20 protein-coding genes are annotated in these 22478 nt (G+C 71.4%); 9 read left to right on the forward strand and 11 right to left on the reverse strand.

Annotated features, from left to right (window positions below):
- The first annotated feature begins 384 nt into the window (after positions 1-384).
- On the forward strand, positions 385-606 hold the full coding sequence (locus tag AB0G50_RS17215) for a hypothetical protein (protein WP_360108845.1): 222 nt from the start codon (positions 385-387) through the stop codon (positions 604-606).
- Here the strand turns inward: AB0G50_RS17215 and AB0G50_RS17220 are convergent.
- Positions 603-1106 carry a DUF3291 domain-containing protein gene (locus tag AB0G50_RS17220; protein WP_360108848.1) on the reverse strand — a complete coding sequence of 168 codons (504 nt, stop codon included), beginning with the start codon at positions 1104-1106 and terminating at the stop codon, positions 603-605. The genes AB0G50_RS17215 and AB0G50_RS17220 overlap by 4 nt on opposite strands.
- Before the next feature lie 30 nt (positions 1107-1136).
- Between AB0G50_RS17220 and AB0G50_RS17225 the strand changes: the two genes are divergently transcribed.
- The gene (locus AB0G50_RS17225) at positions 1137-1919 is read left to right on the forward strand and encodes a methyltransferase domain-containing protein (protein ID WP_360108851.1); all 783 of its coding nucleotides are present in this window, start codon (positions 1137-1139) and stop codon (positions 1917-1919) included.
- Positions 1916-3730 carry a prolyl oligopeptidase family serine peptidase gene (locus AB0G50_RS17230; protein ID WP_360108854.1) on the forward strand — a complete coding sequence of 605 codons (1815 nt, stop codon included), beginning with the start codon at positions 1916-1918 and terminating at the stop codon, positions 3728-3730. The genes AB0G50_RS17225 and AB0G50_RS17230 overlap by 4 nt, the downstream gene beginning before the upstream one ends.
- Before the next feature lie 970 nt (positions 3731-4700).
- Here AB0G50_RS17230 and AB0G50_RS17235 read toward each other — a convergent pair.
- The 3 genes from AB0G50_RS17235 to AB0G50_RS17245 form a co-directional block, all read right to left on the reverse strand.
- A complete protein-coding gene (locus tag AB0G50_RS17235; RefSeq protein ID WP_360108857.1) occupies positions 4701-5177 on the reverse strand; it encodes a DNA starvation/stationary phase protection protein in 477 nt (158 codons plus the stop codon).
- 12 nt (positions 5178-5189) lie between these two features.
- Positions 5190-5612: an organic hydroperoxide resistance protein gene (locus AB0G50_RS17240; RefSeq protein WP_360108860.1), complete on the reverse strand. Its 423-nt coding sequence runs from the start codon at positions 5610-5612 to the stop codon at positions 5190-5192.
- 122 nt (positions 5613-5734) lie between these two features.
- The gene (locus tag AB0G50_RS17245) at positions 5735-6295 is read right to left on the reverse strand and encodes an NAD(P)H-dependent oxidoreductase (RefSeq protein WP_360108863.1); all 561 of its coding nucleotides are present in this window, start codon (positions 6293-6295) and stop codon (positions 5735-5737) included.
- Between the two features lie 77 nt (positions 6296-6372).
- Here AB0G50_RS17245 and AB0G50_RS17250 point away from each other — a divergent pair, with 77 nt between their 5' ends.
- Together AB0G50_RS17250 and AB0G50_RS17255 are read left to right on the forward strand one after the other, a co-directional pair.
- Entirely contained in the window at positions 6373-7440 is a 1068-nt protein-coding gene (locus AB0G50_RS17250; RefSeq protein WP_360108866.1) for an alpha/beta hydrolase, read from the forward strand.
- A gap of 135 nt (positions 7441-7575) precedes the next feature.
- Entirely contained in the window at positions 7576-8502 is a 927-nt protein-coding gene (locus tag AB0G50_RS17255; RefSeq protein ID WP_360108915.1) for a methyltransferase domain-containing protein, read from the forward strand.
- 69 nt (positions 8503-8571) lie between these two features.
- Here AB0G50_RS17255 and AB0G50_RS17260 read toward each other — a convergent pair whose 3' ends face one another.
- Together AB0G50_RS17260 and AB0G50_RS17265 are read right to left on the reverse strand one after the other, a co-directional pair.
- Complete coding sequence (locus AB0G50_RS17260) at positions 8572-10020, reverse strand: catalase (RefSeq protein WP_360108869.1); 1449 nt, start codon at positions 10018-10020, stop codon at positions 8572-8574.
- On the reverse strand, positions 10017-10448 hold the full coding sequence (locus AB0G50_RS17265; protein ID WP_360108872.1) for a Fur family transcriptional regulator: 432 nt from the start codon (positions 10446-10448) through the stop codon (positions 10017-10019). Before AB0G50_RS17265 ends, AB0G50_RS17260 begins: the two co-directional genes overlap by 4 nt.
- A gap of 85 nt (positions 10449-10533) precedes the next feature.
- Between AB0G50_RS17265 and AB0G50_RS17270 the strand changes: the two genes are divergently transcribed.
- Positions 10534-11703: an MFS transporter gene (locus tag AB0G50_RS17270; protein WP_360108875.1), complete on the forward strand. Its 1170-nt coding sequence runs from the start codon at positions 10534-10536 to the stop codon at positions 11701-11703.
- A 774-nt stretch (positions 11704-12477) separates the two neighbouring features.
- On the opposite strand, the gene AB0G50_RS17275 is transcribed toward AB0G50_RS17270, so the two are convergent.
- From AB0G50_RS17275 to AB0G50_RS17285, 3 genes are read right to left on the reverse strand one after another with little or no spacing between them, the layout of a single operon-like run.
- Complete coding sequence (locus AB0G50_RS17275) at positions 12478-13902, reverse strand: gluconokinase (protein WP_360108878.1); 1425 nt, start codon at positions 13900-13902, stop codon at positions 12478-12480.
- A 38-nt stretch (positions 13903-13940) separates the two neighbouring features.
- Positions 13941-15002, reverse strand: coding sequence for an aspartate-semialdehyde dehydrogenase (locus AB0G50_RS17280; RefSeq protein ID WP_360108881.1), 1062 nt, complete (start codon positions 15000-15002; stop codon positions 13941-13943).
- Positions 14999-16264, reverse strand: coding sequence for an aspartate kinase (locus tag AB0G50_RS17285; protein WP_360108884.1), 1266 nt, complete (start codon positions 16262-16264; stop codon positions 14999-15001). The genes AB0G50_RS17280 and AB0G50_RS17285 overlap by 4 nt, the downstream gene beginning before the upstream one ends.
- A 101-nt stretch (positions 16265-16365) precedes the next feature.
- On the opposite strand from AB0G50_RS17285, the gene AB0G50_RS17290 reads away from it, so the two are divergent.
- Positions 16366-17553, forward strand: coding sequence for a hypothetical protein (locus AB0G50_RS17290; protein ID WP_360108887.1), 1188 nt, complete (start codon positions 16366-16368; stop codon positions 17551-17553).
- Positions 17553-18140 (forward strand): nitroreductase family protein, encoded by a 588-nt coding sequence (locus AB0G50_RS17295; RefSeq protein WP_360108889.1) that lies wholly within the window; start codon positions 17553-17555, stop codon positions 18138-18140. The genes AB0G50_RS17290 and AB0G50_RS17295 overlap by 1 nt, the downstream gene beginning before the upstream one ends.
- On the opposite strand, the gene AB0G50_RS17300 is transcribed toward AB0G50_RS17295, so the two are convergent.
- Together AB0G50_RS17300 and AB0G50_RS17305 are read right to left on the reverse strand one after the other, a co-directional pair.
- On the reverse strand, positions 18105-18422 hold the full coding sequence (locus tag AB0G50_RS17300) for a hypothetical protein (RefSeq protein WP_360108892.1): 318 nt from the start codon (positions 18420-18422) through the stop codon (positions 18105-18107). The genes AB0G50_RS17295 and AB0G50_RS17300 overlap by 36 nt on opposite strands.
- A 49-nt stretch (positions 18423-18471) precedes the next feature.
- On the reverse strand, positions 18472-18774 hold the full coding sequence (locus tag AB0G50_RS17305) for a hypothetical protein (protein WP_360108895.1): 303 nt from the start codon (positions 18772-18774) through the stop codon (positions 18472-18474).
- A 228-nt stretch (positions 18775-19002) separates the two neighbouring features.
- Here AB0G50_RS17305 and leuA point away from each other — a divergent pair, with 228 nt between their 5' ends.
- Positions 19003-20796 carry a 2-isopropylmalate synthase gene (gene leuA / locus AB0G50_RS17310; RefSeq protein ID WP_360108898.1) on the forward strand — a complete coding sequence of 598 codons (1794 nt, stop codon included), beginning with the start codon at positions 19003-19005 and terminating at the stop codon, positions 20794-20796.
- Positions 20797-22478 lie beyond the last annotated feature (1682 nt).

Raw genomic sequence — 22478 nt, forward strand, 5'->3', positions numbered from 1 at the left:
GCTACTTGGCGCCCACCACGAACCTCGCCACCCTCGCCGCCGCTACCCACACCCACTTCGGCAGCGGAGCCGACCGCTTGGCCTCGTGACGGGTGGTTTCCTGGGGCATCGAGCGCTCCTCGGGACGGGGTTGGGACCTCGGTTGGTCGCCGTATGCCCCGTCGGCATTACACCTACTCCTCCGTATCGCACTTTCGGGTGAAGTCTTCACCACGCAATCGCTTCACGACGTAGCGTGGTGTCACGCGAGTTGTCGTCACGTTCTGTTAATCCATTCGAGTGGACGTTGACGTTTCAACTCACCGTGCGTAACGGGAAGCAAGATCGATGCGACGACGAGACAAGCGTGTCGCATCCAGATGCTTCCAGCTAGGGAGAGCACCAATGAGCATCGTCTCCGCCGCGAAGCCCACCTCACGGAGCTGGCTCCAGCTCCTCGCCTGGGCGCAGGTCACCCTCGGTTTAGCCGGCCTGGTCGCCGTCCTGACCTCGCCCGCCGTCGGCATCGCCGCTGGTCTCGCGGTGGCGCTGATCGGCCTGTCGGTCCGGTCCCTCAACCGGGCGTCGCGCAAGATGGACCAGATCTTCGCCGAGGAACTCCGCTAGTCCACTCCGCACCCTTCCAGCGCAACGTTCACTGGGTCGGACGAGTATTCGTCTGGCGCGGGGAATGTGACCCTGAGAGAGAACGAATACGCCGTCGGGCCGTTTTCCCTCAGATGAACCAACCGCTGTTGCGCTTCGGTCACTGTCGGTAGGTGTCCGGCCGGCACCCACCACAGCGCCGTCATGGCTTCGGCGGCCCGCGCGAAGTACTGCCGCCGCTCCCGGAGCACCGCCGCGTGCTCGGGCCCGTACACGTAGTCGACCAGTTCGCGGTGCGTCCGCCAGGTCGACATGTTCACCAGCAACCACTCGTCGTCGAAGATCCGCACGGCCGTCGCGTCGCCCTCGGCCGTCTGCAACCGCCACACGAAACCGGCCGCCCGGTCCGCCACCGCGTTCACCGGATCGAGGGCCGCCACGAAGCCCGCCAGCTGCGGGCTGTCCAAGGGCGCCAGGAGGCGCGCAATGTTCACCTGTGCGAGTTGGTATGTCCGCGACATGAGTCCACCGTAACGGGGCACGATCGGGTGATGGCCGATCAACGGGAACGCGCGGACCTGCGCAGGCGCATCTATGGCGAGTCGGACCTGGGCGCGCTGTCGGTGTTCGCCGGCGGGTACATCAACTTCGGCTACTGGCGGGACATCCCGCTCGACCGGCTCACCCGCGCGCACCGGATCGCGTCCGAGGAGGCGTTGTACGACGTCGTGTTCGACGCGGTCGGGCTGACCGCGGGCGATCGCCTGGTCGAGGTCGGCTGCGGGCAGGGGCTGGGTGCGCGTCGGGCGACTCTTCACCGTCCCGGGCGGGTGTGCGGCGTCGACCTCCTTTCCGAACAGGTGACGCGGGCCCGGGCAGGAGGGGGAGAATTCATGCAAGGCGCGGCCGATGATCTGCCGTTGCCCGACGATTCATTCGACCGGGTGATCTCGGTCGAGGCGGCGCAGCACTTCGAGGACCTGGCCGGGTTCGCCCGGGAGTCGATGCGGGTGCTGGCGCCGGGCGGCACGCTGGCGGTCACCACGTTCTTCGGCGAGCGGCCGGACGAACTCGCCGAGCTGCTGGAGACGTTCGCGTCCGGATTGGACCTGGCTCACCCGATCGAGGGGTTCCTGGCCGACCTGCGCGAGGCCGGGTTCACCGACGTGCTGTCGGTGTCCGTCGGCGAGCACGTGTGGAACGGGCTCGACCGGTGGCTGGTCGCGGCGGGGCGCGGCGAGTGCTGGGACCGGAACTGGAAGACCGCCGCCGACCTGGGCCTGGTGGACTACCACCTGATCACCGCGCGGAAGCCGGCAGGATCGGGTGGGTGACGACCCACCGCTTCGCCGACGTGCCCGACCCGCTGTTCGCCGACGCCGAGGCCGAGGCCCGCTGGCGCGACCGCTTCACCGCGCCGAGGGTGAGCCTGCCCGGTTGGGCGGACGACGCGCCCGACCGCAGCCTCTACCTGTCGAACTCGAGCGGTGTCTGGGAGATCTACGCCTGGGACCGCGCCGCCGACGCGCACCGCAAGGTGACCGACCGGCCGAACGGCACGTCGCACTCCGCGCTGAGCCCGGACGGGGAGACGATCTGGTGGTTCGCGGACACGGATGGCGATGAATTCGGCGTGTGGGTGACGGAATCGTTCGCTCCTTCAGGTGAAGATGCCGCGCCCGCGGTGGACGGGGTGTCCGCCGGTTACCCGGCCGGGTTGGAGATCGGGCACTCGGTGATCGCGGTCGGCACGTCCACCGACGACGGCACGACCGTGCACGTGTCCGTGGACGGCGCGCCCGCGCGGGTCGTGTACGAGCACGCGAACGACGGCGGGCTGGCCGCGATGTCCAAGGACGAGACGTTGCTGGCGGTCGCGCACTCCGAGCACGGGGACAACCGGCACACGGCGTTGCGGGTGATCCGGGTGGACGGGTCGACCGTGGCGGAGAAGTGGGACGGGCCGGGGCTGGGGTTGGACGCGATCGCGTTCAGCCCGGTGCGCGGGGACAACCGGGTGCTGGTGTCGCACGAGCGGCGCGGGCGCGAGGAGTTGCTGGTGTGGGACGTGGTGGCGGACACCGAGGTGGAGGTGCCCGTGGACCTGCCGGGTGAGATCACCGCCGACTGGTTCCCCGCCGCGGACTCGTTGTTGATCGCGCACACCTATCAGGCGCGGAACACGTTGCACCGGTTGGATCTTGCCAGCGGAACTTTGACCACTTTGGACACTCCACATGGGACGGTCGGGTCGGCCGGGGTGCGGCCGGACGGCGCGGTCGAGTACTCGTGGTCGTCGGCCGAGCGGCCCGGGGTGGTGCGGGTGTTGACGGCCGGCGGGGAGGACCGGGTGCTGCTGGAGGCCCCGGGGCACCGGGCGGCGCCGTCGGTGGCGTTGACGGACGTGTTCGTGGGTGAGGTTCACGCTTTGGTGGCGCGGCCCGCTGGATCGGGTGACGAGCCGTTGCCGACCGTGTTCCACCTGCACGGCGGGCCGCACTCGTCGGACGAGGACCGGTTCTCGGCGTACCGGGCGGTGTGGCTGGACGCCGGGTTCGCGGTGGTGCACGTGAACTACCGCGGGTCGACGGGGTACGGGTCGGCGTGGCGGGACGCGATCGAGGGGCGTCCGGGGTTGACCGAGTTGGAGGACGTGGCGGCGGTGCACGACTGGGCCGTGTCGTCGGGGTTCGCGGACGCGGCGCGGTGCGTGGTGAACGGGGCCTCGTGGGGTGGGTACCTGTCGCTGTTGGCGCTGGGCACGCAGCCGGAGCGGTGGGCGGTGGGTGTCGCGGGCGTGCCGGTGGCCGACTACCTCGCCGCCTACGAGGACGAGATGGAGCCGCTGCGGGCGTTCGACCGTGCCCTGTTCGGGGGATCACCCGATGAGGTGCCCGACCGCTACCGCACGTCGTCGCCGTTGACGTACGTGGACGCGGTCCGCGCTCCGGTGCTGGTGCTGGCGGGCGAGAACGACCCCCGCTGCCCGATCCGGCAGATCGACAACTACCTGGACCGGCTGGCCGAGCGGGGCGCGGACTACGAGGTCTACCGCTACGACGCCGGCCACGGCTCCCTGGTCGTCGCCGAAACCATCCGCCAAACCGCCGCCGAGGTGTCCTTTGTTCAACGATCCCTCAAGTGAATCGTTGAACAATCTCCTCTTCCTACAATCCTCCCACCCGCACGAGGGCTAGCGGCCGAGCGGAAGCCAGCGATCAGGCAGCGATCGTGGAAACGTTGAATTGTTCAACGATTCCACGATTCAACTTCCCAACAATCAGACGAGCCCACGGCTGCGGCCAGCAGGTGGCAGCGACGGGGTCCACGCGGCGGCAGGCGGACGGCGCGGCAGGCAGGCGGTGCGGCAGGCAGGCGGTGCGGCAGGCAGGCGGTGCGGCAGGCAGGCGGTGCGGCAGGCAGGCAGGCGGTGCGGCAGGCAACCCGCCACGCCCCTGCCCACCCGGCGCAGCGCTCACCCGCCGCCACCCACCCGCCGGCCTCCCTCGGCCTGGCCTCGCCGGCGCGACGCCCACCCGCCGGCCTTTCCCCGGCCGGTCCGCCACTGCGGCGCTCAGCAATCGCCACCAACCTGGCCCCGGTCACCACCGCAACCCCAGCCGTCGCCCGCCTGCCGCTGCGGCCCCAGTCCCAGCCCCCCAGTCACCTCAGCGCCGGCCGCAGCCCTCAGCCACTGCGGCCCAGTCGCAGCCCCCAGCCGCCTCGGCGCCGGCCGCAGCCCCCCAACCACCTCGGCGCCGCTGCCTCCCAGCCACCGCGGCCCCAGCCGCTGCCTTCCAATCGCCGCAGCTCCCGGCCGCAGCCTCCCAGCCGCCGCAGCCTCAACCGCCGCACCGGTTGGCCGGTGTGAACCTGGGGGCGGGGGTCCGGGCGGTGTGGGTGTGGCCGCGATCGGACTGGGCGCTTGGTTTGGCGGTTAGGGGTCGGGCCGTGGGTGCGTCGGGCCGTGGGTGGGTCATGAACGGCTTGCGGGTCGGTTGCGTGTTCGGGGTGGATTTCCCGCTGATGGATAAGCAGTGTTGTGGTTTCGGTGCGTCGGGCGGAATGGGTGTGGAAAGCCCGCCGCGGATCGCGGCGGGCTTGGGGTGGGTGGGTCAGGCCTGTTGGGCCTGCCACATCCAGTGGGCCTCTTCGAGTTTCTTGGTGATTTCGATCAGCAGGTCCTGCGTCACCAGGTCGGACTTGTCGGTCTCGTCGATGCGGGCGCGCAGGCGTTCGATGAGCTTCGCCAGGGCGGTCACCACGGAGGCGACCACCTGGTCTTCCTTGAGCCAGTTGTCCGGGAACTCCGGGACGCCCGACGCGGCCGCTACGGTTTTTGCCTTGCCGTTCGGGGAGATTCCCAGGGCGGCGGCTCGTTCGGCCACCTCGTCGGCGTAGGTGCGGGCCGTGGTGACCAGTTCGTCCAGCTGGAGGTGGACGCTGCGGAAGTTCTTGCCGACCACGTTCCAGTGGGCCTGTTTCGACACAAGGGACAGGTCGACCAGGTCGACCAGCGTGGCCTGTAGCACCGCGCCGACCGATTCCCTCGCGGCGTCCGAGAGGGGGCTCGAGATCGGGGACTTGCTCATGGCGCCTCCGTTCTAGACCGTGGCCGTGAGGGCCACTTCGATGTTGCCGCGGGTCGCGTTGGAGTACGGGCACACCTGGTGCGCCTTCGCCACCAGGTCGTCGGCCACCGCCTGGTCGACGTCCGGGATGCGGACCACCAGGTCGACCGCCAGCTGGAAACCGCCGGCGTCGTTCGGGCCGATGCCGACCCTGGCGGTCACCTCAGTCTCGCCCAGCCGCACCTTCGCCGCCCGCGCGACGACTTTCAGCGCGCTGTGGAAGCACGCCGCGTACCCGGCCGCGAAGAGCTGCTCGGGGTTGGTCTTGTCGCCACCGGGTCCGCCCAGTTCGACCGGGGTCGCGAGCTGCTCGTCCAGCACGCCGTCGGACGTCCGGACCTCGCCGTCGCGCCCGTCGCCGACCGCGACCGCTTCCGCCGTGTAGAGAACCCGCATGACCAACTCCCCGGAAACCAAGTGAACAGAACGTTCTGTTCAACATCGGCCCGTGACGAATCCACACCCGGTGGTGGGACAGCTCACCCGACCGATCGAGGGTTACCCGGGACCACCGGGGGTCAACCGGCGTGTGTCGCAGCGAACTCCGCCACCTGGCGGCCGATGGTGCGCAGGGACTCGGCGACGCCGGCGTCCGAGCAGCCGCCCTCCAGGTCGAACTCCACCTCGCGGGAGTTCACCGACGCGCCCAGCGGCGTCGGCCAGCCGCGCAGCGCGTGCACGATCGAGCGCAACGCGGTCAGCGTGGTCACCGACGCCTGCCAGCCCATGGCGACCGAGATGCACCCCACGGCACGCCCGTGCAGGTACGGCCGCTCGTCGCCGCGCAGGTCCTCCACGTAGTCCAGGGCGTTCTTGACCAGCCCGGACACCGTCCCGTGGTACCCCGGCGACACCAGCACGACCCCGTCGGCCCGGCGCAGCGCCTCGGTCAGCGCGAGCGCGTTCGCGGGCCGGTCGGCCACCGACGGGTCGTAGAACGGCAGCACGAGTTCGGGTCCGGGCACCTCGATGATCTTCGCGCCCGCCTCCGCCGCGCCGGACAGCGCGATCCGCAGCGCGCGCTCCGACGAGGAGTTCGCGCGCAGGGACCCGCCGATGCCCACCACCGTGACCGTCATGGAGCCGATAGTGCCACTTCGACCTAGGTCGAGGTCCACTCTCGCCGGTGGCGCTACCCACGGGTAACGTGCGTCTCATGTCAAAGCTCGCCGACTCGGTTCCGACCGGCCTCGTGGCCGGGGCACTGCGCTTCGCGTTCGGCCTGCCGGGGCCGTTGCGCCGGCTGCTCATCGGGCGCCCGATCACCCTCGACGGCCAGCGGCTGCACCCGGAGGCCCAGCTCCTGCTCCGCTTGCAGCAGCTCTCCGGCGAGGAGTGGGTCACCGACACCCCTGCGGCCAACCGAAGCACGATGCGGCGCAGCAGCGCGCTGGTGGCGGGACCGGTGGTCGAGGGCGTGGCGGTCCGGTCGTTGGACCTGGACGGGGTCGGCGGGCGGCTCTACACGCCGCGGGGACTCGCGACCGGGTCGCCGCTGCTGGTCTTCTACCACGGCGGCGGCTGGGTGTCGGGCGACCTGGACAGCCACGACAACCTGTGCCGGTTCCTGGCGCGGGAAGCCGGGGTGCGGGTGCTGTCGGCGGACTACCGGCTCGCGCCCGAGCACCCGTTCCCGGCGGCGGCGGACGACGCGGCGACCGCGTTCGAGTGGGCCGTGGCGCACGCCGACGAGCTGGGCATCGACCCGGCGCGGATCGCGCTGGGCGGTGACAGCGCGGGCGGCAACCTGGCGGCGTCGACCGCGTTGCACGCCAAGGGTGTCAAGCCGGTGTTCCTGCTGCTGTTCTACCCGGCGGTGGACGCGACGGTGCGGCGGCGGTCGCGGGAGCTGTTCGGGAACGGGTTCTTCCTGACCGACGCGAAGATGGACTGGTTCCTCGACCACTACGCGCCCTCGCGCGCCGACCACGCCGACCCGCGGTTGTCGGTGCTGCTGGCCGAGGACCTGTCAGGGTTGCCGCCGACCTACCTCGCGACCGCCGGGTTCGACCCGTTGCGCGACGAGGGCGAGGCGTTCGGGGAGAAGCTCGCCGCACAAGGGGTTCCGGTCGTGCTGCGGCGGTACGAGGGCCTGTTCCACGGGTACGCCAACGTCCTCGGCGTCGGCGGCGTGTTCCGGGAGGCGGTGGCCGAGGCCGTCGGCGCGCTGCGGACCGGGTTGGCGCTCGCGAATTCCCGGCAGGACGTGCGCGACACCGCCTAAGGTGTCGGCGTGCAGTTCCAGTTCTTCCTCGCCTGACGCGGCCGCCGGCGAGCGCGCGTTCACACCCCTCGCCGGCGATGCCGGGGCGGTCACTCCGCCCTGGGGTCGCGACGTGGGAGACGGGCTTTGCGCTTCGTGGCGCGGACTTTGCGTGGACTGGAGCACGTGGTGGCGGCCGAGATCGGGGCCGTCGAGCGGATCGGGCACCGGCAGGTGTGGTTCGAGGCGGCCGGGCCGCCGGAGTTGACCTGCGCGGACGACCTGTTCGCGGTCGGGGTCGAGGTGGCCGGGATCGGCCGGGGGCGGGAGTCGTTGCGGCGCTTGGCCTCGGCGGCCGCGGTGGTCCGGAAGCCTTGGGACGCCGAGGGTTTCGTGGACGTGTCGGCGTCGTTCCTCGGCCGGCGGGACTTCCACCGGCACGACGTCGAGGACGCGGTCGGGCCGGTGCTGGCCGGGGTGTGCGGGCTGCCGTACGCGAGCAGGCGCGGTGGCGCGGTGCCGCCGGGCGGGGTGTCGTGGCGGGTGACGATCGAGGACGACCGGGCGCTGATCGCGGTGCGGCTGGCGGAACGGCCGTTGCACCGCAGGGCGTGGCGGGTGGTGACGCGGCCGGGCGCGCTGCACCCGCCGTTGGCCGCGGCCCTGGCGCGACTGGCCGGGCCGGGCGTGCTGCTCGATCCCTGTTGCGGCGTCGGCACGATCGCGGTCGAGGCCGGCGCGCGGGCGATCGGCGCGGACCGGGACGCGGCCGCGGTGGCGGCGGCGCGGGTCAACGGGCCGGGCGGGCGGTGGGTGGTCGCGGACGCGGGCGCGCTGCCGCTGGACGCCGGGTCGGTCGACGTGGTGGCGACGAACCCGCCGTGGGGAAGGACAGTGGCGCCGGCGGGACTGCTTTCCGCGCGACCGCACCGGTTCTGGCGCGAGCTGCGGCGGGTGGTGCGGCCCGGCGGGCGGGTCGTGCTGCTGCTGCCGCCGGACGTGCGGCCCGCGTTGGACGTGGTGCGACGCGCTCCGGTGCGGGTGGCGGGCGCGCTGGTGGAGATCGTGGAAGCGGTGGTGTGACGAGGAAAGGACCGCCCTGAACCCGTCAGGGCGGTCCTTTCGCTCAACCCCTCCGCGCGGCGGCGGAAGTCACTTGCCGAAAGCAGCGGCGATGCGGTCGCCGGTCTCCTTGTCGACGTTGCGCCAGTACTCGAACACGCGCTCCAGCACCGGTTCCGAGACGCCGTTGCCCGCGTGCGCCACGACCGTCCGCACCAGGCGCTCGCGCTGCGCGTCGTCGAACACCTCGCGCACCAGCGTGCCGGCCTGGCCGAAGTCGTCGTCCTCGGCGTGCAGCGAGTACGCCGAGCGGACCACCTCGTCCTGCACACCGTACGGGGACGTCGTCTCGCCGGACGCCACGCCCGCCGCGTGCGGGCCGCCGTAGGAGTTGGGCGCGTACACCGGGTCGGACGCGTTGGTGTGGCGCATAGCGCCGTCCTTGGCGTACGAGTTCACCGGCGACTTGGGTCGGTTCACCGGGAGCTGGGCGTAGTTCGCGCCGATGCGGTAGCGGTGCGCGTCGGGGTAGGAGAAGAGGCGGCCGATCAGCATCTTGTCCGGGGACGTGCCGATGCCGGGCACCAGGTTGCTCGGCTCGAACGCGGACTGCTCGATCTCGGCGAAGTAGTCGGCCGGGTTGCGGTCCAGCGTCAGCTTGCCGACCTCGATCAGCGGGTAGTCCGCGTGCGGCCACACCTTGGTGAGGTCGAACGGGTTGAAGCGGTACGTCGCGGCGTCCGCGTACGGCATGACCTGCACGTGCAGGGTCCACGACGGGAACTCGCCGCGCTCGATGGCGTGCCACAGGTCGGCGCGGTGCGCGTCGGCGTCCTCGCCCGCGATCCGGGCGGCCTCCTCGGAGGTCAGCGTCTCGATGCCCTGGTCGGTCTTGAAGTGGTACTTGACCCAGAACTTCTCGCCGGCCGCGTTCTCCCACAGGTAGGTGTGCGAGCCGTAGCCGTTCTGGTGGCGCCAGGTCTTCGGGATGCCGCGGTCGCCCATCAGCCAGGTGACCTGGTGCGCGGTCTGCGGCTGGAGGGTCCAGAAGTCCCACTGCATGTCGTGGTCGCGGCGGCCGTTGTCGGCGCGGCGCTTCTGGGAGCGGATGAAGTCGGGGAACTTGATCGGGTCGCGCAGGAAGAACACCGGGGTGTTGTTGCCGACCAGGTCGTAGTTGCCCTCGGAGGTGTAGAACTTCAGCGCGAAACCGCGCGGGTCGCGCCAGGTGTCGGGCGAGCCGAGCTCACCGGCGACGGTGGAGAACCGCAGCAGCGTCTCGGTTTTCACGCCGGGCTGGAAGAGCGCGGCCCTGGTGTACCGGGAGACGTCCTGGGTCGTCTCGAAGTGGCCGAACGCGCCGCCGCCCTTGGCGTGCACGACGCGCTCCGGCACCCGCTCGCGGTTGAACTGGGCGTTCTTCTCGATCAGGTAGTGGTCCTGGAGGAGGATCGGACCGTTCGCGCCCAGGGTGAGCGAGTGGTCGTCGCTGGTGACCGGGATACCGGCGTTGTTCGTGGTGGGACGAGCATCGGTCACGCTGTCTGCTCCTTCGGTGTGCGGCAGTCGGGACACAGACCCCAGAACAGGACCTCCGCCTCGTCCACGGTGAAGCCGACCGCGTCGGAGGGTTCCAGGCAGGGCGCGGCGCCGTGGACGCAGTCGACGTCCTCGGTGCGACCGCACTCCCGGCACACGAGGTGGTGGTGGTTGTCGCCGGTCCGCGTCTCGTAGCGGGCCGGGTGGCCCGCGGGTTCGATCCGGCGGAGCAGCCCGGCCCGTTCGCACGCCCTGAGCACGTCGTAGACGGCCTGGGTGGAGACGGTTCCCAGCCGGGCCCGCACGCCCTCGGCGACCTGGTCGGCCGTGGCGTGCGGGTGGGTGGAGAGCCAGTCGAGCGCCGCCAGCCGGGGCGCGGTGACGCGCATCCCGGCGTTCTTGAGCAGCGCACGTGGTTCTGGGGTCATGGCTCCTCCACTTCAGCACGTTTTCTGGAACCAGTCAAGAAAGCTAGCGGTTAAAGGCCTTGCGTCGTCGGGCGAGGATGAGAACGTGAACGTCGCTAACTACCTGAGCGTCCTGCGGATCCCGCGAGTGCCGTCGATGTTGATCGTGGTGCTGCTCGCGCGGATACCGTCGACGGCTGCGGGTATGACGATCACGATGCACGTGCTGCTCGGTCTGCACCGAGGTTACGGCGAAGCCGGGCTGGTGGGCGCGCTGTCGACGATCGGGATCGCGCTGGGGTCGCCGCTGATGGGCCGGTTGCAGGACCGGCGCGGGCTGCGGGTGATGCTGGTCGTGTCGATGGTGTCCGAGGGCGTGTTCTGGTCCGTCGCGCCGGTGCTGCCCTACCAGGTGCTGCTGGTGACGTGCTTCGTCACCGGGATCACGGTCATGCCGGTGATGCAGCTGGGGCGGCAGATCCTGACCGCGCTGGTGCCGGAGTCGTCGCGGCGGACCGCGTTGGCGATGGACTCGATGGCGGTCGAGGTGGCGTTCATGGCCGGGCCGGCGCTCGGCGTGCTGCTGACGACGCAGGTGTCGAGCCGGGCGGCGATGTGGTCCATCGGGGCGGCGATGGTGCTGTTCGGGGGCCTGCTGTGGCTGGTCGACCCGCCGGTTCGGGGTGCCGCCGAGTCGTCCGGGGCGCCGGTGGCCCGGCGGGAGTGGTTGGACGGGCGGCTCGTCGGGGTGTTGATCAGCGCGGGCGGGGCGGTGTTCGTGCTGGCCGGGGTCGAGGTGTCGGTGGTGGCGCAGATGCGGGCGCTGGGGTTGACCTCGTGGACCGGGGCGCTGGTGATCGTCATGTGCGTCGCGTCGCTGGCCGGCGGGTTCGTGTACGGCGGGTTGAGCCGGGTGCCGCCGTTGTGGGCGTTGATGGGGTGCATGGGGGTGTTGGCGGTGCCCGTGGGGTTGTTCGGGTGGTCGCCGTGGGTGTTGGGGGTGGCGTTGGTGCCGACGAACCTGCTGTGCGCGCCGACGATCACCAGCACCGGGGAGGCGATCACCCGGTTCGCGCCGGCGTCGGCGCGCGGGGAGGCGATGGGGTTGCAGGGGTCGGCGCTCACCCTGGGCGCGGCCCTGGGGCAGCCGTTGACGGGGTTCGTGATCGACCACTCGTCGCCGGCCTGGGGGTTCGCCTCGGCCGGGTTGGGCGCGGTGTTGATCTCGTTGGTGGCGTTGGTGCTCGGCCGGCGGCCGGCTCGGGCCATCGTCTGATTGTTTACTGATGGGATTGTAGTTTTGTCCTGTTGTAGCGTTGTTGAACAATCCTACGAGTGAACTTGTCAACATGAGGATGGTAGGCGCCGAGGACAACGCGGGGAGAGGGGAGGTTTGGGGCGCTTCGGGGGCAAGACGCGGGCGACACGACGAGGGCCGCAGGGTGGGGGCATCGGCAAGGGGCTCGGCGAGGGGGCTCGGGCGACATTGCGAGGGGCTCGGCGGCGGGGGCTCCACGAGGGCTCCGCGAGGGGACTCGGGCGGCACTGCGAGGGGCTTGGCGGTAGGGCTCGGCGAGGGGGACTTAGGCCGCACTGAGAGGGGCTCGGCGGCGGGGGCCTGGCGAGGGCTCCGCTAGGGGGACTCGGGCGACATTTGCGAGGGCTTGCGGTGGGGCTCGGCGGGGCTCGGCGGGGCTTCGCAGTGGGAACAGGGGCTGGGTGGACGGGAGTGGCGGGGCGGTGGCGCGGAGCGAGTGGGTTGGGGGACAACGAAGGCGCCGAGGTTGGAGGGGGTGACGGGGAGCGAGCGCGGCGTGGAGTCGAGAACCGGGGATGCCGGATGGCCGGGTGGCGCAAGGCGGGGCGTGGGGCGAGCGGGGAGCGGGGAGGACGGAGGCGCCTGATGGGTGGCGCGGAGCGGGCGGAGGGTGCGGCGGGTGCCGGCGTGGCGCGAGTGGGCGTGGCGCGAGGACGCGGCATGACTAGGCGGCGGGGTTGTGGTGTGGCGGCGTGACGGGGGCCGCAGCGGTGGGGCGGGGGCCTGCGGGGGCTAGGGGAGGATGTCCTGGATTGCCCGGTGCAGGCGTGCGATGGCGGGGCGGGCTTGGGTGTAGTGGGTGGCGTCCTCGTTGTTCGGGTGGATTCGGGTGGAGGTGGGGATCAGGTGGGAGGCTTCCTTCAGGGAGGGGAGTTCTCCCAGCGAGTGCCAGGCCACCAGGGCCGCGCCGATGGCTGAGCCGCCGCTGTCCTCGGTCAGGTCCAGGGGGAGTCCCAGTGCCGAGGCCAGGACCGGTGCCCACAGGTCGCCTCGGAACGCGCCGCCGGTGGCTCGTACGGCCGTGACGTCCGATACCGAGCGCACCGCGTCCAGGACCAGGGCCAGTTGCTGTGCCACGCCCTCCACCAGGGCCCGGGTGATCTCGGCTCGGCCGTGTTCGCGGCGCACGCCGATCAGGGCCGAGGTCGCGGCCGGGTTCCACCACGGCGCGCGTTCGCCCAGCAGGTACGGCAGGGCGGTCACGCCTCGGGCGCCGGCCGGCACCGCCGCGGCCTCCTCGAGCAGGGTCGGGACGTCCGCGCCGAACGTGTCCGCGGCCCACTGCGCCACCACGCCGCCGTTGCTGACGGCGCCGCCCAGCACCCACAGGTCCTCGGCGGCGAAGTAGCAGAACACGTGTCCGTCGTCGTCCACCGCGGGACGGTCGCGCACCACCCGCAGGGCGCCGCTCGTGCCCAGCGACACCGCCGCCACGCCCGGGTCCACCGCGCCGACACCGAGGTTCGCCATCGGTCCGTCGCCGCCGCCGAGGACGACCGGCACGCCGGTGAAACCGTCCAGGGTGGCCGGGAATGCGGTCGTCGGCGCGTGCAGGTCGGGCAACGAGGAAGCAGAAACTCCCGCACAGGCAAGGGAGTCCGGGTTCCAGTCCAATGTGGACAACCGGAGCAGTCCGGTGCCGGACGCGGACGAGTGCTCGGTCGCCAGCACGCCGGTCAGCCGGTAGCCCACGTAGTCCTTGAGGCCGCACCACCGCGCCGCCGACTCGCCGCGCGCCGCGAACCACGCCAGCTTCACCAAAGGCGACATCGGGTGGACGGGCGTGCCGGTGGCCCGGTGCAGCGCTCGACCCTCGGGGGTGTCGCGCAGCCGGGACGCCTCGCCCGCGGCACGGTTGTCCGCCCAGCTCAGCGACGGCGTCACCGGCCGGAACGCGGAGTCCAGGCCCAGCACGGTGTGCATCGCGCCGGTCAGCGCCAGCGCGCGCACCCGCACCCCCGGCGTGGCCGCGACCTCGCGCAACGCCGCGGAAGCCGCCGCCCACACCTGTTCCGGGTCGTGGGTGGCCTCACCGGAGGGCGTGGTGCGCATCGGGTAGCCGTGCTCCCCCGACGCCACCACGCCCGCGGTCCGGTCCACCGCCACGACCTTGGTCGCGGTGGTGCCCACGTCGATCGCCAGCACAACCTCGGTCATGCGCTCGAACGTACCGCCGCCGACCGGGCGGCAAACCCCTACAGCCGACCGGCGAGTTCCTCGGCGATCTCGTAGGTGTTGAGCGCCGCGCCCTTGCGCAGGTTGTCGCCGCACACGAAGAAGTCCAGCGTGTTCGGGAAGTCCAGCGCCTGGCGCACCCGGCCGACGTAGGTCGGGTCCTGCCCCACCACGTCCACGGGCGTCGGGAAGCGCTTGGCCGCCGGGTCGTCCACCAGCACGATGGACGGCTGCCGCTCGAACAGCTCGTGCGCCCGCGCCACCGTCACCTCGCGGGCGAACGTGGCGTGCACGGCCAGCGAGTGCGTCGTCACGACCGGCACGCGCACGCAGGTGGCCGACACCTTCAGGTCCGGGATGCCCAGGATCTTGCGGGACTCGTTGCGGACCTTGAGCTCCTCGCTGGTCCAGCCCTCGTCGCGCACCGAACCGGCCCACGGCACCACGTTCAGCGCCAGCGGAGCGGGGAACGGCGAGTCCGACACCGGCAGGCCGGCCGCGCCCAGCGCCTCGCGCACGTCGCCCGCGCGCTCGCCGACCTCCTTGCCCGCCAACGCCTCCAGCTCGGCCCGCAGCCGGTCGATCGCGGCCTGACCGCCACCGGAGGCGGCCTGGTAGGACGCCACGACCAGCTCGCGCAGCTCGAACTCGCGGTGCAGCGCGCCGAGGGCGGCCATCATCGACAGCGTGGTGCAGTTCGGGTTCGCGATGATCCCCTTGGGGCGCACCGAGATCTGCTCCGCGTTGACCTCGGGCACCACCAGCGGCACCTCGTCGTCCATGCGGAACGCGCCCGAGTTGTCCACCGCGACCGCGCCGCGGGCGGCGGCGATCGGGGCCCACTCGGCGGAGATCTCGTCCGGCACGTCGAACATCGCGATGTCGACGCCGTCGAACGCCTCGGGCGTCAGCGCGATCACGGTCAGCTCTTCGCCGCGCACGGTGATCTTCTTGCCGGCCGAGCGCGCGGACGCGATCAGCCGGATCTCGGTCCACGGCACGGAAGGCCGGCCGTTGATGATGTCGATCATGACGGTGCCGACCGCACCCGTCGCGCCGACCAGGGCCAGAACCCGGCTCATCGCCCACTCCCCGCGTACACGACGGCCTCTTCGTCCCCACCGAGGTCGAACGCGTCGTGCAGCGCGCGCACGGCGTCGTCGAGCTGGGTGTCCCGGCAGATGACCGAGATCCGGATCTCCGAGGTCGAGATGATCTCGATGTTGACCCCCGCCGACGCCAGCGCCTCGCAGAACTGCGCCGTCACGCCGGGGTGCGAGCGCATGCCCGCGCCGACCAGGGACACCTTGCCCACGTGGTCGTCGTACAGCACCTGGTCGAAGCCGATCTCCGCGCGCGACTTCTCCAGCACGGCGACGGCGCGCGGGCCGTCGTCCTTCGGCAGGGTGAAGGTCACGTCGGTGCGGCCGGAGACGGCCTGGGAGACGTTCTGCACGACCATGTCGATGTCGAGTTCCGCCTCGGCCACGACGCGGAAGATCCGCGCCGCCATGCCCGGCAGATCGGGGACCGCGGTCACGGTCACCTTGGCCTCGGACCGGTCGTGCGCGACGCCGGTGATCATCGCCTGTTCCACGGGAAGGTCCTCCACTGACCCGGACACGATGGTCCCGGGCTTGTTGCTGAACGACGAACGGACGTGCACGGGGACGTTGTAGCGGCGGGCGTACTCGACGCAGCGCAGCATGAGCACCTTGGCCCCGCTCGCCGCCATCTCGAGCATCTCCTCGTAGGTGATGGTCTCCAGCCGCTTGGCGTTCGGCACGATGCGCGGGTCGGCGGTGAACACGCCGTCCACGTCGGTGTAGATCTCGCACACGTCGGCCTTGAGCGCCGCGGCCAGCGCGACCGCGGTGGTGTCGGTGCCGCCGCGGCCGAGCGTGGTGATCTCCTTGCTGTCCTGGCTCACGCCCTGGAAGCCCGCGACGATCGCGATGGCACCCTCGGAGAGCGCGTCCTGGATGCGGCTGGGCGTCACGTCGATGATCCGGGCCTTGCCGTGCACGGACGTGGTGATCACGCCCGCCTGCGAGCCGGTGTACGAGCGCGCCTTCGCGCCGAGCGAGTGGATCGCCATGGCCAGCAACGACATGGAGATGCGCTCACCGGAGGTCAGCAGCATGTCCATCTCGCGGGCCGGCGGCACCGGGGACACCTGGCGGGCCAGGTCGAGCAGCTCGTCGGTCGTGTCGCCCATCGCGGACACCGCGACCACCACGTCGTTGCCCGCTTTGCGGGTCGCGACGATCCGCTCGGCCACGCGTTTGATCCGCTCGGCGCTCCCGACCGAGGAACCGCCGTACTTCTGGACGACGAGCGCCACTGACCCTCTCCTCCCAGGTGTGGAAAACCCCAGTTCCCGGGCAGACTACCTGGCCCGAGGAGTGGACAAGGTCGACCGTGACGCCCACTACCCTCGTCCACGTGTCGACGCTGGAGGCCGTTTCGGTGCAGCCCGGTGACGCGCGCGGACCGGGTGGGCGGCCGACCGGACGCCGGGTCGCCGTCCTCCTCGCGCCCGCCGTGCTCTACCTGGTCGTGCGCGAACTGGGCCTGCTGGTCCTGGGCCTGATGGCCGACCGGTGGAACAAGGACGTGACCAAGGCCCTCACCTCGTGGGACGGGCAGTGGTTCCTGGGCATCGCGCAGGGCGGGTACGACGACGTGCCGTCGTGGCTCGGCGACGCGTTCGGCCGGCGTTCGACCGAGACGCCGCTCGCGTTCTTCCCCGGTTACCCGGCGCTGGTGCGCTGGCTGGACGCGCTGCCCGGGGTGACGCCGATCGGGGCCGGGTTCACGGTGAGCCTGGTCAGCGGCGTGGTGTGCGCGTACGGGCTGAACCGGCTCGGCCGGGTGGTGCGCGGCGGGTCGCCGCGGGCCGGGCTGGTGCTGGTGGTGCTGTTCTCGGCCTCGCCGATGGCCGTGGTGCTGTCGATGACCTACTCCGAGGCGACGTTCTGCGCGCTGGCCGCGTGGGCGCTGGTCGGCGTGGTGGAACGGCGGTGGCTGCTCGCCGGGCTGTGCTGCGCGGCGGCCGGGCTGGTGCGGCCGACGGCGGCGGCGCTGATCCTCGCGGTGGTCGCGGCGGCGGTGGTCGCGGCGTGGCGGCGGGACGGGTGGCGGGCGTGGGTGGGCGCGGTGGTCGCGCCGCTGGGGCTCGCCGGGTACCTGGCGTACGTGGCGGTGCGGACCGGGCAGTGGGACGGGTGGTTCGCCGTGCAGCAGCGCGGCTGGGACTCGCGGTTCGACGGCGGCGCGGCGACCTGGAAGTTCGCGACGATGATCCTGGGCGAGCCGCGGTCGGTGCTGGAGCTCGCGACGGTGTGGTTCCTGGTCGGCGCGATCGCGCTGGTCGTGCTGTGCGCGCGGCGCCGGGTGGAGTGGCCGCTGGTCGTCTACGGGGTGGGTGTGCTGGTGATGGACCTGGGTTCGAACGGGTTGATGAACTCCAAGGCGCGGCTGCTGCTGCCCGCGTTCACGCTGCTGATCCCGTTGGCACTGGCCCTGGGACGGCGGCGGACGTCGACGGTGGTGGCGGTGCTGGTGGGGGTGGCGGTGTTCGGCGCGTGGTTCGGCGCGTACGCCATCACGGCCTGGCCGTACGCGATCTGATGCACCCGATCATCGAGGGTCGGTGGAGCCCGCGGGCGTTCGCGGCCGACGTCGTGGCGCCGGAGGTGCTGCGGGTGCTGCTGGAGGCCGCGCGGTGGGCGCCGTCGCACGGGAACACGCAGCCGGCGCGGTTCCTGGTGGGGTACCGGGGCGATGACACGTTCGGGCGAATCTTCGCGACGTTGCGGCCGGGCAACCAGGGCTGGGCGGGCGCGGCGGCGGTGCTGCTGGTGGGCATGGTCGTGACGGCGGACGAGCGGGGTTCGCTGCCGAACACCGAGTACGGGCTGGGGCTCGCGGTGGAGAACCTGGCGCTCCAGGCGGTCGACCTGGGGTTGGCCGCGCACCAGATGGGCGGGTTCGACCGGGAGGCCGTGCGCGCCGCGTTCGCCGTGCCGGAGGACGTGCGGCCGGTGGTCGTGATCGCGGTCGGACGTGCGGGCGACCCGGCCTCGCTGCCGGAAGACCTGCGGGAACGGGAACAGCGGCCGCGTCGTCGGCGGCCGCTGTCGGAAACGGTGTTCACGGGTGTTTACGGTCGGTCGGCGTTTTCAGCCGAGTCGGCGGACGAGCCTGACCACGAGTGAGCGGACCACCAGCCAGAACAACGCGGCCAGACCGTAGTTGACCAACACGCGGAGTTTCGCGTCGGCCGGGTCGAAGAGGTCGCGGAATGCCAGCGCGAGGCGGTCGGCCCACTCCGCCACGAATGTGGTGATGCCGTTCTCCGGGTTCGCGCCGCCGATCGTCAGCAGCACGTGCGCGGCGAGGATCACCGCGAAGATCAATCCCGTCCAGCCGAGGATCCCCGCCACGACCGCCACCGCGCGTCCGCGTGCGCCGTCGGTCTTCGCGCTGTGGTCGGTCATGACGGGGAGTGTCGCCCATCTGCGGAAATTTCGCTACTAGCCAGTAGGTCTAGCGGGCGACCAGGCGGGCGATGATGCTCGTGACCACCAGCCAGAAGACGGCGGCGAGACCGTAGTTGAGGATCACGCCGAGGTTGTAGTTATCCAGGGTGAAGAGGCCCGGGAAGAAGAGCGCGAGCGGTTCGGCCAAGCTCTGGATGAACCGGAAGAACCCGTTCGCCTGGTTCGCCCCGAACAGGATCATCAAGATGTAGAGCACCTCGATGAGCGCGAAGACCGCGCCTACGCCACTGATGATCCGGGCGGCTGTGTAGGTACCGCTACCGGTGCGAGTTGAACGCCATCTGGACATGTCGGACAGGTGCCCCCGCCACGATCGAGTGAAACTCTTTCCGGTGAAGTTCCACCATCCGGACGCACGCTTTCTTCTCGTCCCGGTATCTGGTTAGGCTGTCGAGCATGGCACGTGGCCTCCTGCTTCGCCGCCGTGACGGGGTCTGACCAGACCGGCCCCCCGTCGCGGGCTCAGCGTTGCGCGCCGGTCGTCTTCCCGTAAACGACCAGCAGGAGCACCCCCACCATGAGCATCAGCCCGGACTCGTACTCCTCCGGCACCAGTCGCATCCGTCCGCCCGCCCGGCCCGCGCCCGCCTCGCAGCCCGCGTGGAACCCGCAGCGCGGCACGTCGATGCCGGTGCACCGCTACCGCCCGTTCCACGAGGTGGTGGAGGTCGTGGACGTACCCGACCGCACGTGGCCGACCAAGCGGATCACCCAGGCGCCGCTGTGGTGCGCGGTCGACCTGCGGGACGGCAACCAGGCGTTGATCGACCCGATGTCGCCGGCGCGCAAGCGCAAGATGTTCGACCTGCTGGTCCGCATGGGCTACAAGGAGATCGAGGTCGGCTTCCCGGCCGCGTCGCAGACCGACTTCGACTTCGTCCGCGAGATCATCGAGGACGGCGCGATCCCGGACGACGTGACGATCCAGGTGCTGACGCAGTGCCGCAACGAGCTGATCGCCCGCACGTACGAGTCGTTGCGCGGTGCGAACAAGGCGATCGTGCACTTCTACAACTCGACGTCGATCCTGCAACGCCGCGTGGTGTTCCGGTCCGACCGCGAGGGCATCAAGCGCATCGCGACCGGCGCCGCCGCGTTCGCGCTGGAGGAGGCGCGGAAGTACCCGGAGACCGAGTTCCGGTACGAGTACTCCCCCGAGTCCTACACCGGGACCGAGCTGTCGTACGCGCTGGAGGTGTGCGACGCGGTGTCGGAGATCATCGCGCCGACGCCCGAGCGGCCGTTGATCATCAACCTGCCGGCGACGGTCGAGATGGCCACGCCGAACGTGTACGCGGACTCGATCGAGTGGATGTCGCGCAACCTGGCCCGGCGTGAGTCGATCATCCTGTCGCTGCACCCGCACAACGACCGCGGCACCGGCGTGGCGGCGGCCGAGCTGGGTTACCTGGCCGGTGCGGACCGGATCGAGGGCTGCCTGTTCGGCAACGGCGAGCGGACCGGCAACGTGTGCCTGGTGACGTTGGGCATGAACCTGTTCAGCCAGGGCGTCGACCCGCAGATCGACTTCTCCGACATCGACGAGGTGCGGCGCACGGTCGAGTACTGCAACCAGCTGCCGGTGGCCGAGCGGCACCCGTACGGCGGCGACCTGGTGTTCACCGCGTTCTCCGGGTCGCACCAGGACGCGATCAAGAAGGGGCTGGAGGCGTTGGAGGACGACGCCAAGGCCGCCGGGCAGCACGTGGACGCCTACCCGTGGGAGGTCCCGTACCTGCCGATCGACCCGAAGGACGTGGGTCGGAACTACGAGGCCGTGATCCGGGTGAACTCGCAGTCCGGCAAGGGCGGCGTGGCGTACCTGATGAAGACCGAGCACCACCTGGACCTGCCGCGGCGGTTGCAGGTCGAGTTCTCGCGGGTGATCCAGGAGGTCACCGACACGCAGGGTGGCGAGATCGGCCCGAAGGACATGTGGGACGCGTTCGCCTCCGAGTACCTGGACCCGACCGCGCCGCTGAAGCTGGTGCGGCAGAAGGTGACCTCGGACGGGTCGGGGCACGAGCGGATCAAGGCGCTGGTGGTCGTGGACGGGGAGTCCCAGGAGATCACCGGGTCCGGGAACGGGCCGATCGCGGCGTTCGTGGACGCGTTGGCGACCGTGGGGTACGACGTGCGGGTGCTGGACTACTCGGAGCACGCGCTGTCGTCGGGTGACGACGCCTCGGCGGCGGCCTACCTGGAGTGCGCCGTGGGCGATCGCGTGCTGTGGGGTGTGGGCATCGACCAGTCGACGGTGTCGGCGGCCCTGCGGGCGGTCGTCTCGGCCCTGAACCGCGCGCACCGCTGATCTTCCTGCTCGGCCTTCCGGCCCTCGGCTTTCGTGCCGGGGGCCGGTTTGCTTGGCGGGGCTCGGTTTGCTTGGTCGGGCTCGGTTTGCTTGGTCGGGCTCGGTTTGCTTGGTCGGGCTCGGTTTGCTTGGCGGGGGTTGGCTTCAGGGTGGCCGGTTTTCGCGGCCGGCGGCTGGGTTCGTGTCGCGGGGTTTCTTGGCCGGCGGTTGGTTTTCGCGGCCGGGTGCGGGTTTGGGGCGGGCATTGACGGGCTGCGGCCGGATCGGGCTGCGACTGGACGGTGGGCTCGGTGCCTTGGTCGCACCGAATGGCGGGTCTTGGGCCTGCCGGCGGTGTGTTGGCGAGCGCGGCTAGGTAGGCGTGGGAGTGCTTGGGCTCGCGGACTGGCGCGGGCTCTGGTCTGACGGTGTGCGTCGGCGAGCGTGGGCCGGCAGGCAGGGCCGACGTTGGGCGAACCGGCGAGTGCGCGAACCGTCGGCGGGACCTATGGCCGAATGCCTTGCGTCCGCGGCGAAGCGGCGCGCGCAACCAACCCAGGACGCCCGATTCGAGCACGGCAGCCGCTGTTGTTGACGGATGGAACTGTCGAATCGTTGAACAATCCTAGCTTTCGACAATTCCACACCAACCAGGCCGATCCTGAACGTAGAATTGTCAAACGAGAGGATTGTTGAACAATAGCGACGACGAGGCAGGCACGGCCGCAAAGTCCGGCGGCGGCCGTGGGGGCGGGGCGGGGCGGGGCGGGGTGGGGGTGGCGTGGGCGCGGCGGTCGACACGACTGAGGACCGGCACGCTGACGCGCTCGGTGCGGGTGGGGGGCCTGGACGCTGACGCGATCGGGAACCGAAGCTGCCGCGAAGGGGAGCCGGCTCGACCGGCGCGACCCGCGAAGCTGGGGCGACCTGGGGACCGGCGCGCTGACCCGCTCGGCGCGGTGGGGGCCTTGGCGTTGGCGCGGTCGGGAGCCGGGGAGCTGGCTCGACCAGGAAGCCGGCACGGCCTGGGCGGCCTGGGCGGTGGTGCTCTGGGGCGGCCGACTGCTGGAGTGGCCGACTGCTGGAGTGGCTCGCCGCTGGGGTGGCCGACTGCTGGAGTGGCTCGCCGCTGGAGTGGCTGGCGGCTGGAGTGGCTGGCGGCTGGAGTGGCTGGCGGCTGGAGTGGCTGGCGGCTGGCCGGTGGGCGGCGAGCAGCGCGGTCGCGGTGGTGAGGTGGGCGCGGTGGCAGGGTGGGCGCGGCCGGGGGCCGGGATGTCGGCGCGGCAGGCACTGCTGGCGATTGGAGAGCCGGCGCGGCAGGCGCGACCGGTGGTTCGAGAGCTGGCGCGGTCGGCACGACCGGCGACCGGCAGCCGGGGGTTCGGCTTGGGCGGCGGCGGGTAGGGGCGGGTGGCTGTTGGGGGGGTGGCACGGCTGGGCGGTGCGCGCTGGCGCTTGGCGGTGAGCGGGCGCGGTGAGCGGCGGGTGGTGAGTGGCGGGTGGTGAGTGGCGGGTGGTGAGTGGCGGGCGGTGAGTGGCGGGCGGTGAGTGGCGGGCGGTGAGTGGCGGGCGGTGGGTGCGGTCGCGCGTGGGCGCGGTGAGCGCCGGGCGGTGGGCGCCGGCCGCGGATGGCGCGGCCGCGCGTGGGCGCTCTGAGCGGGCGCGGTGAGGCAGCCTGCCGATCAACGCGTCGTCGGTGCGCA

Origin of the sequence: Actinosynnema sp. NPDC020468 (assembly GCF_040642015.1) — a bacterium.
Taxonomy (GTDB): Bacteria; Actinomycetota; Actinomycetes; order Mycobacteriales; family Pseudonocardiaceae; genus Actinosynnema.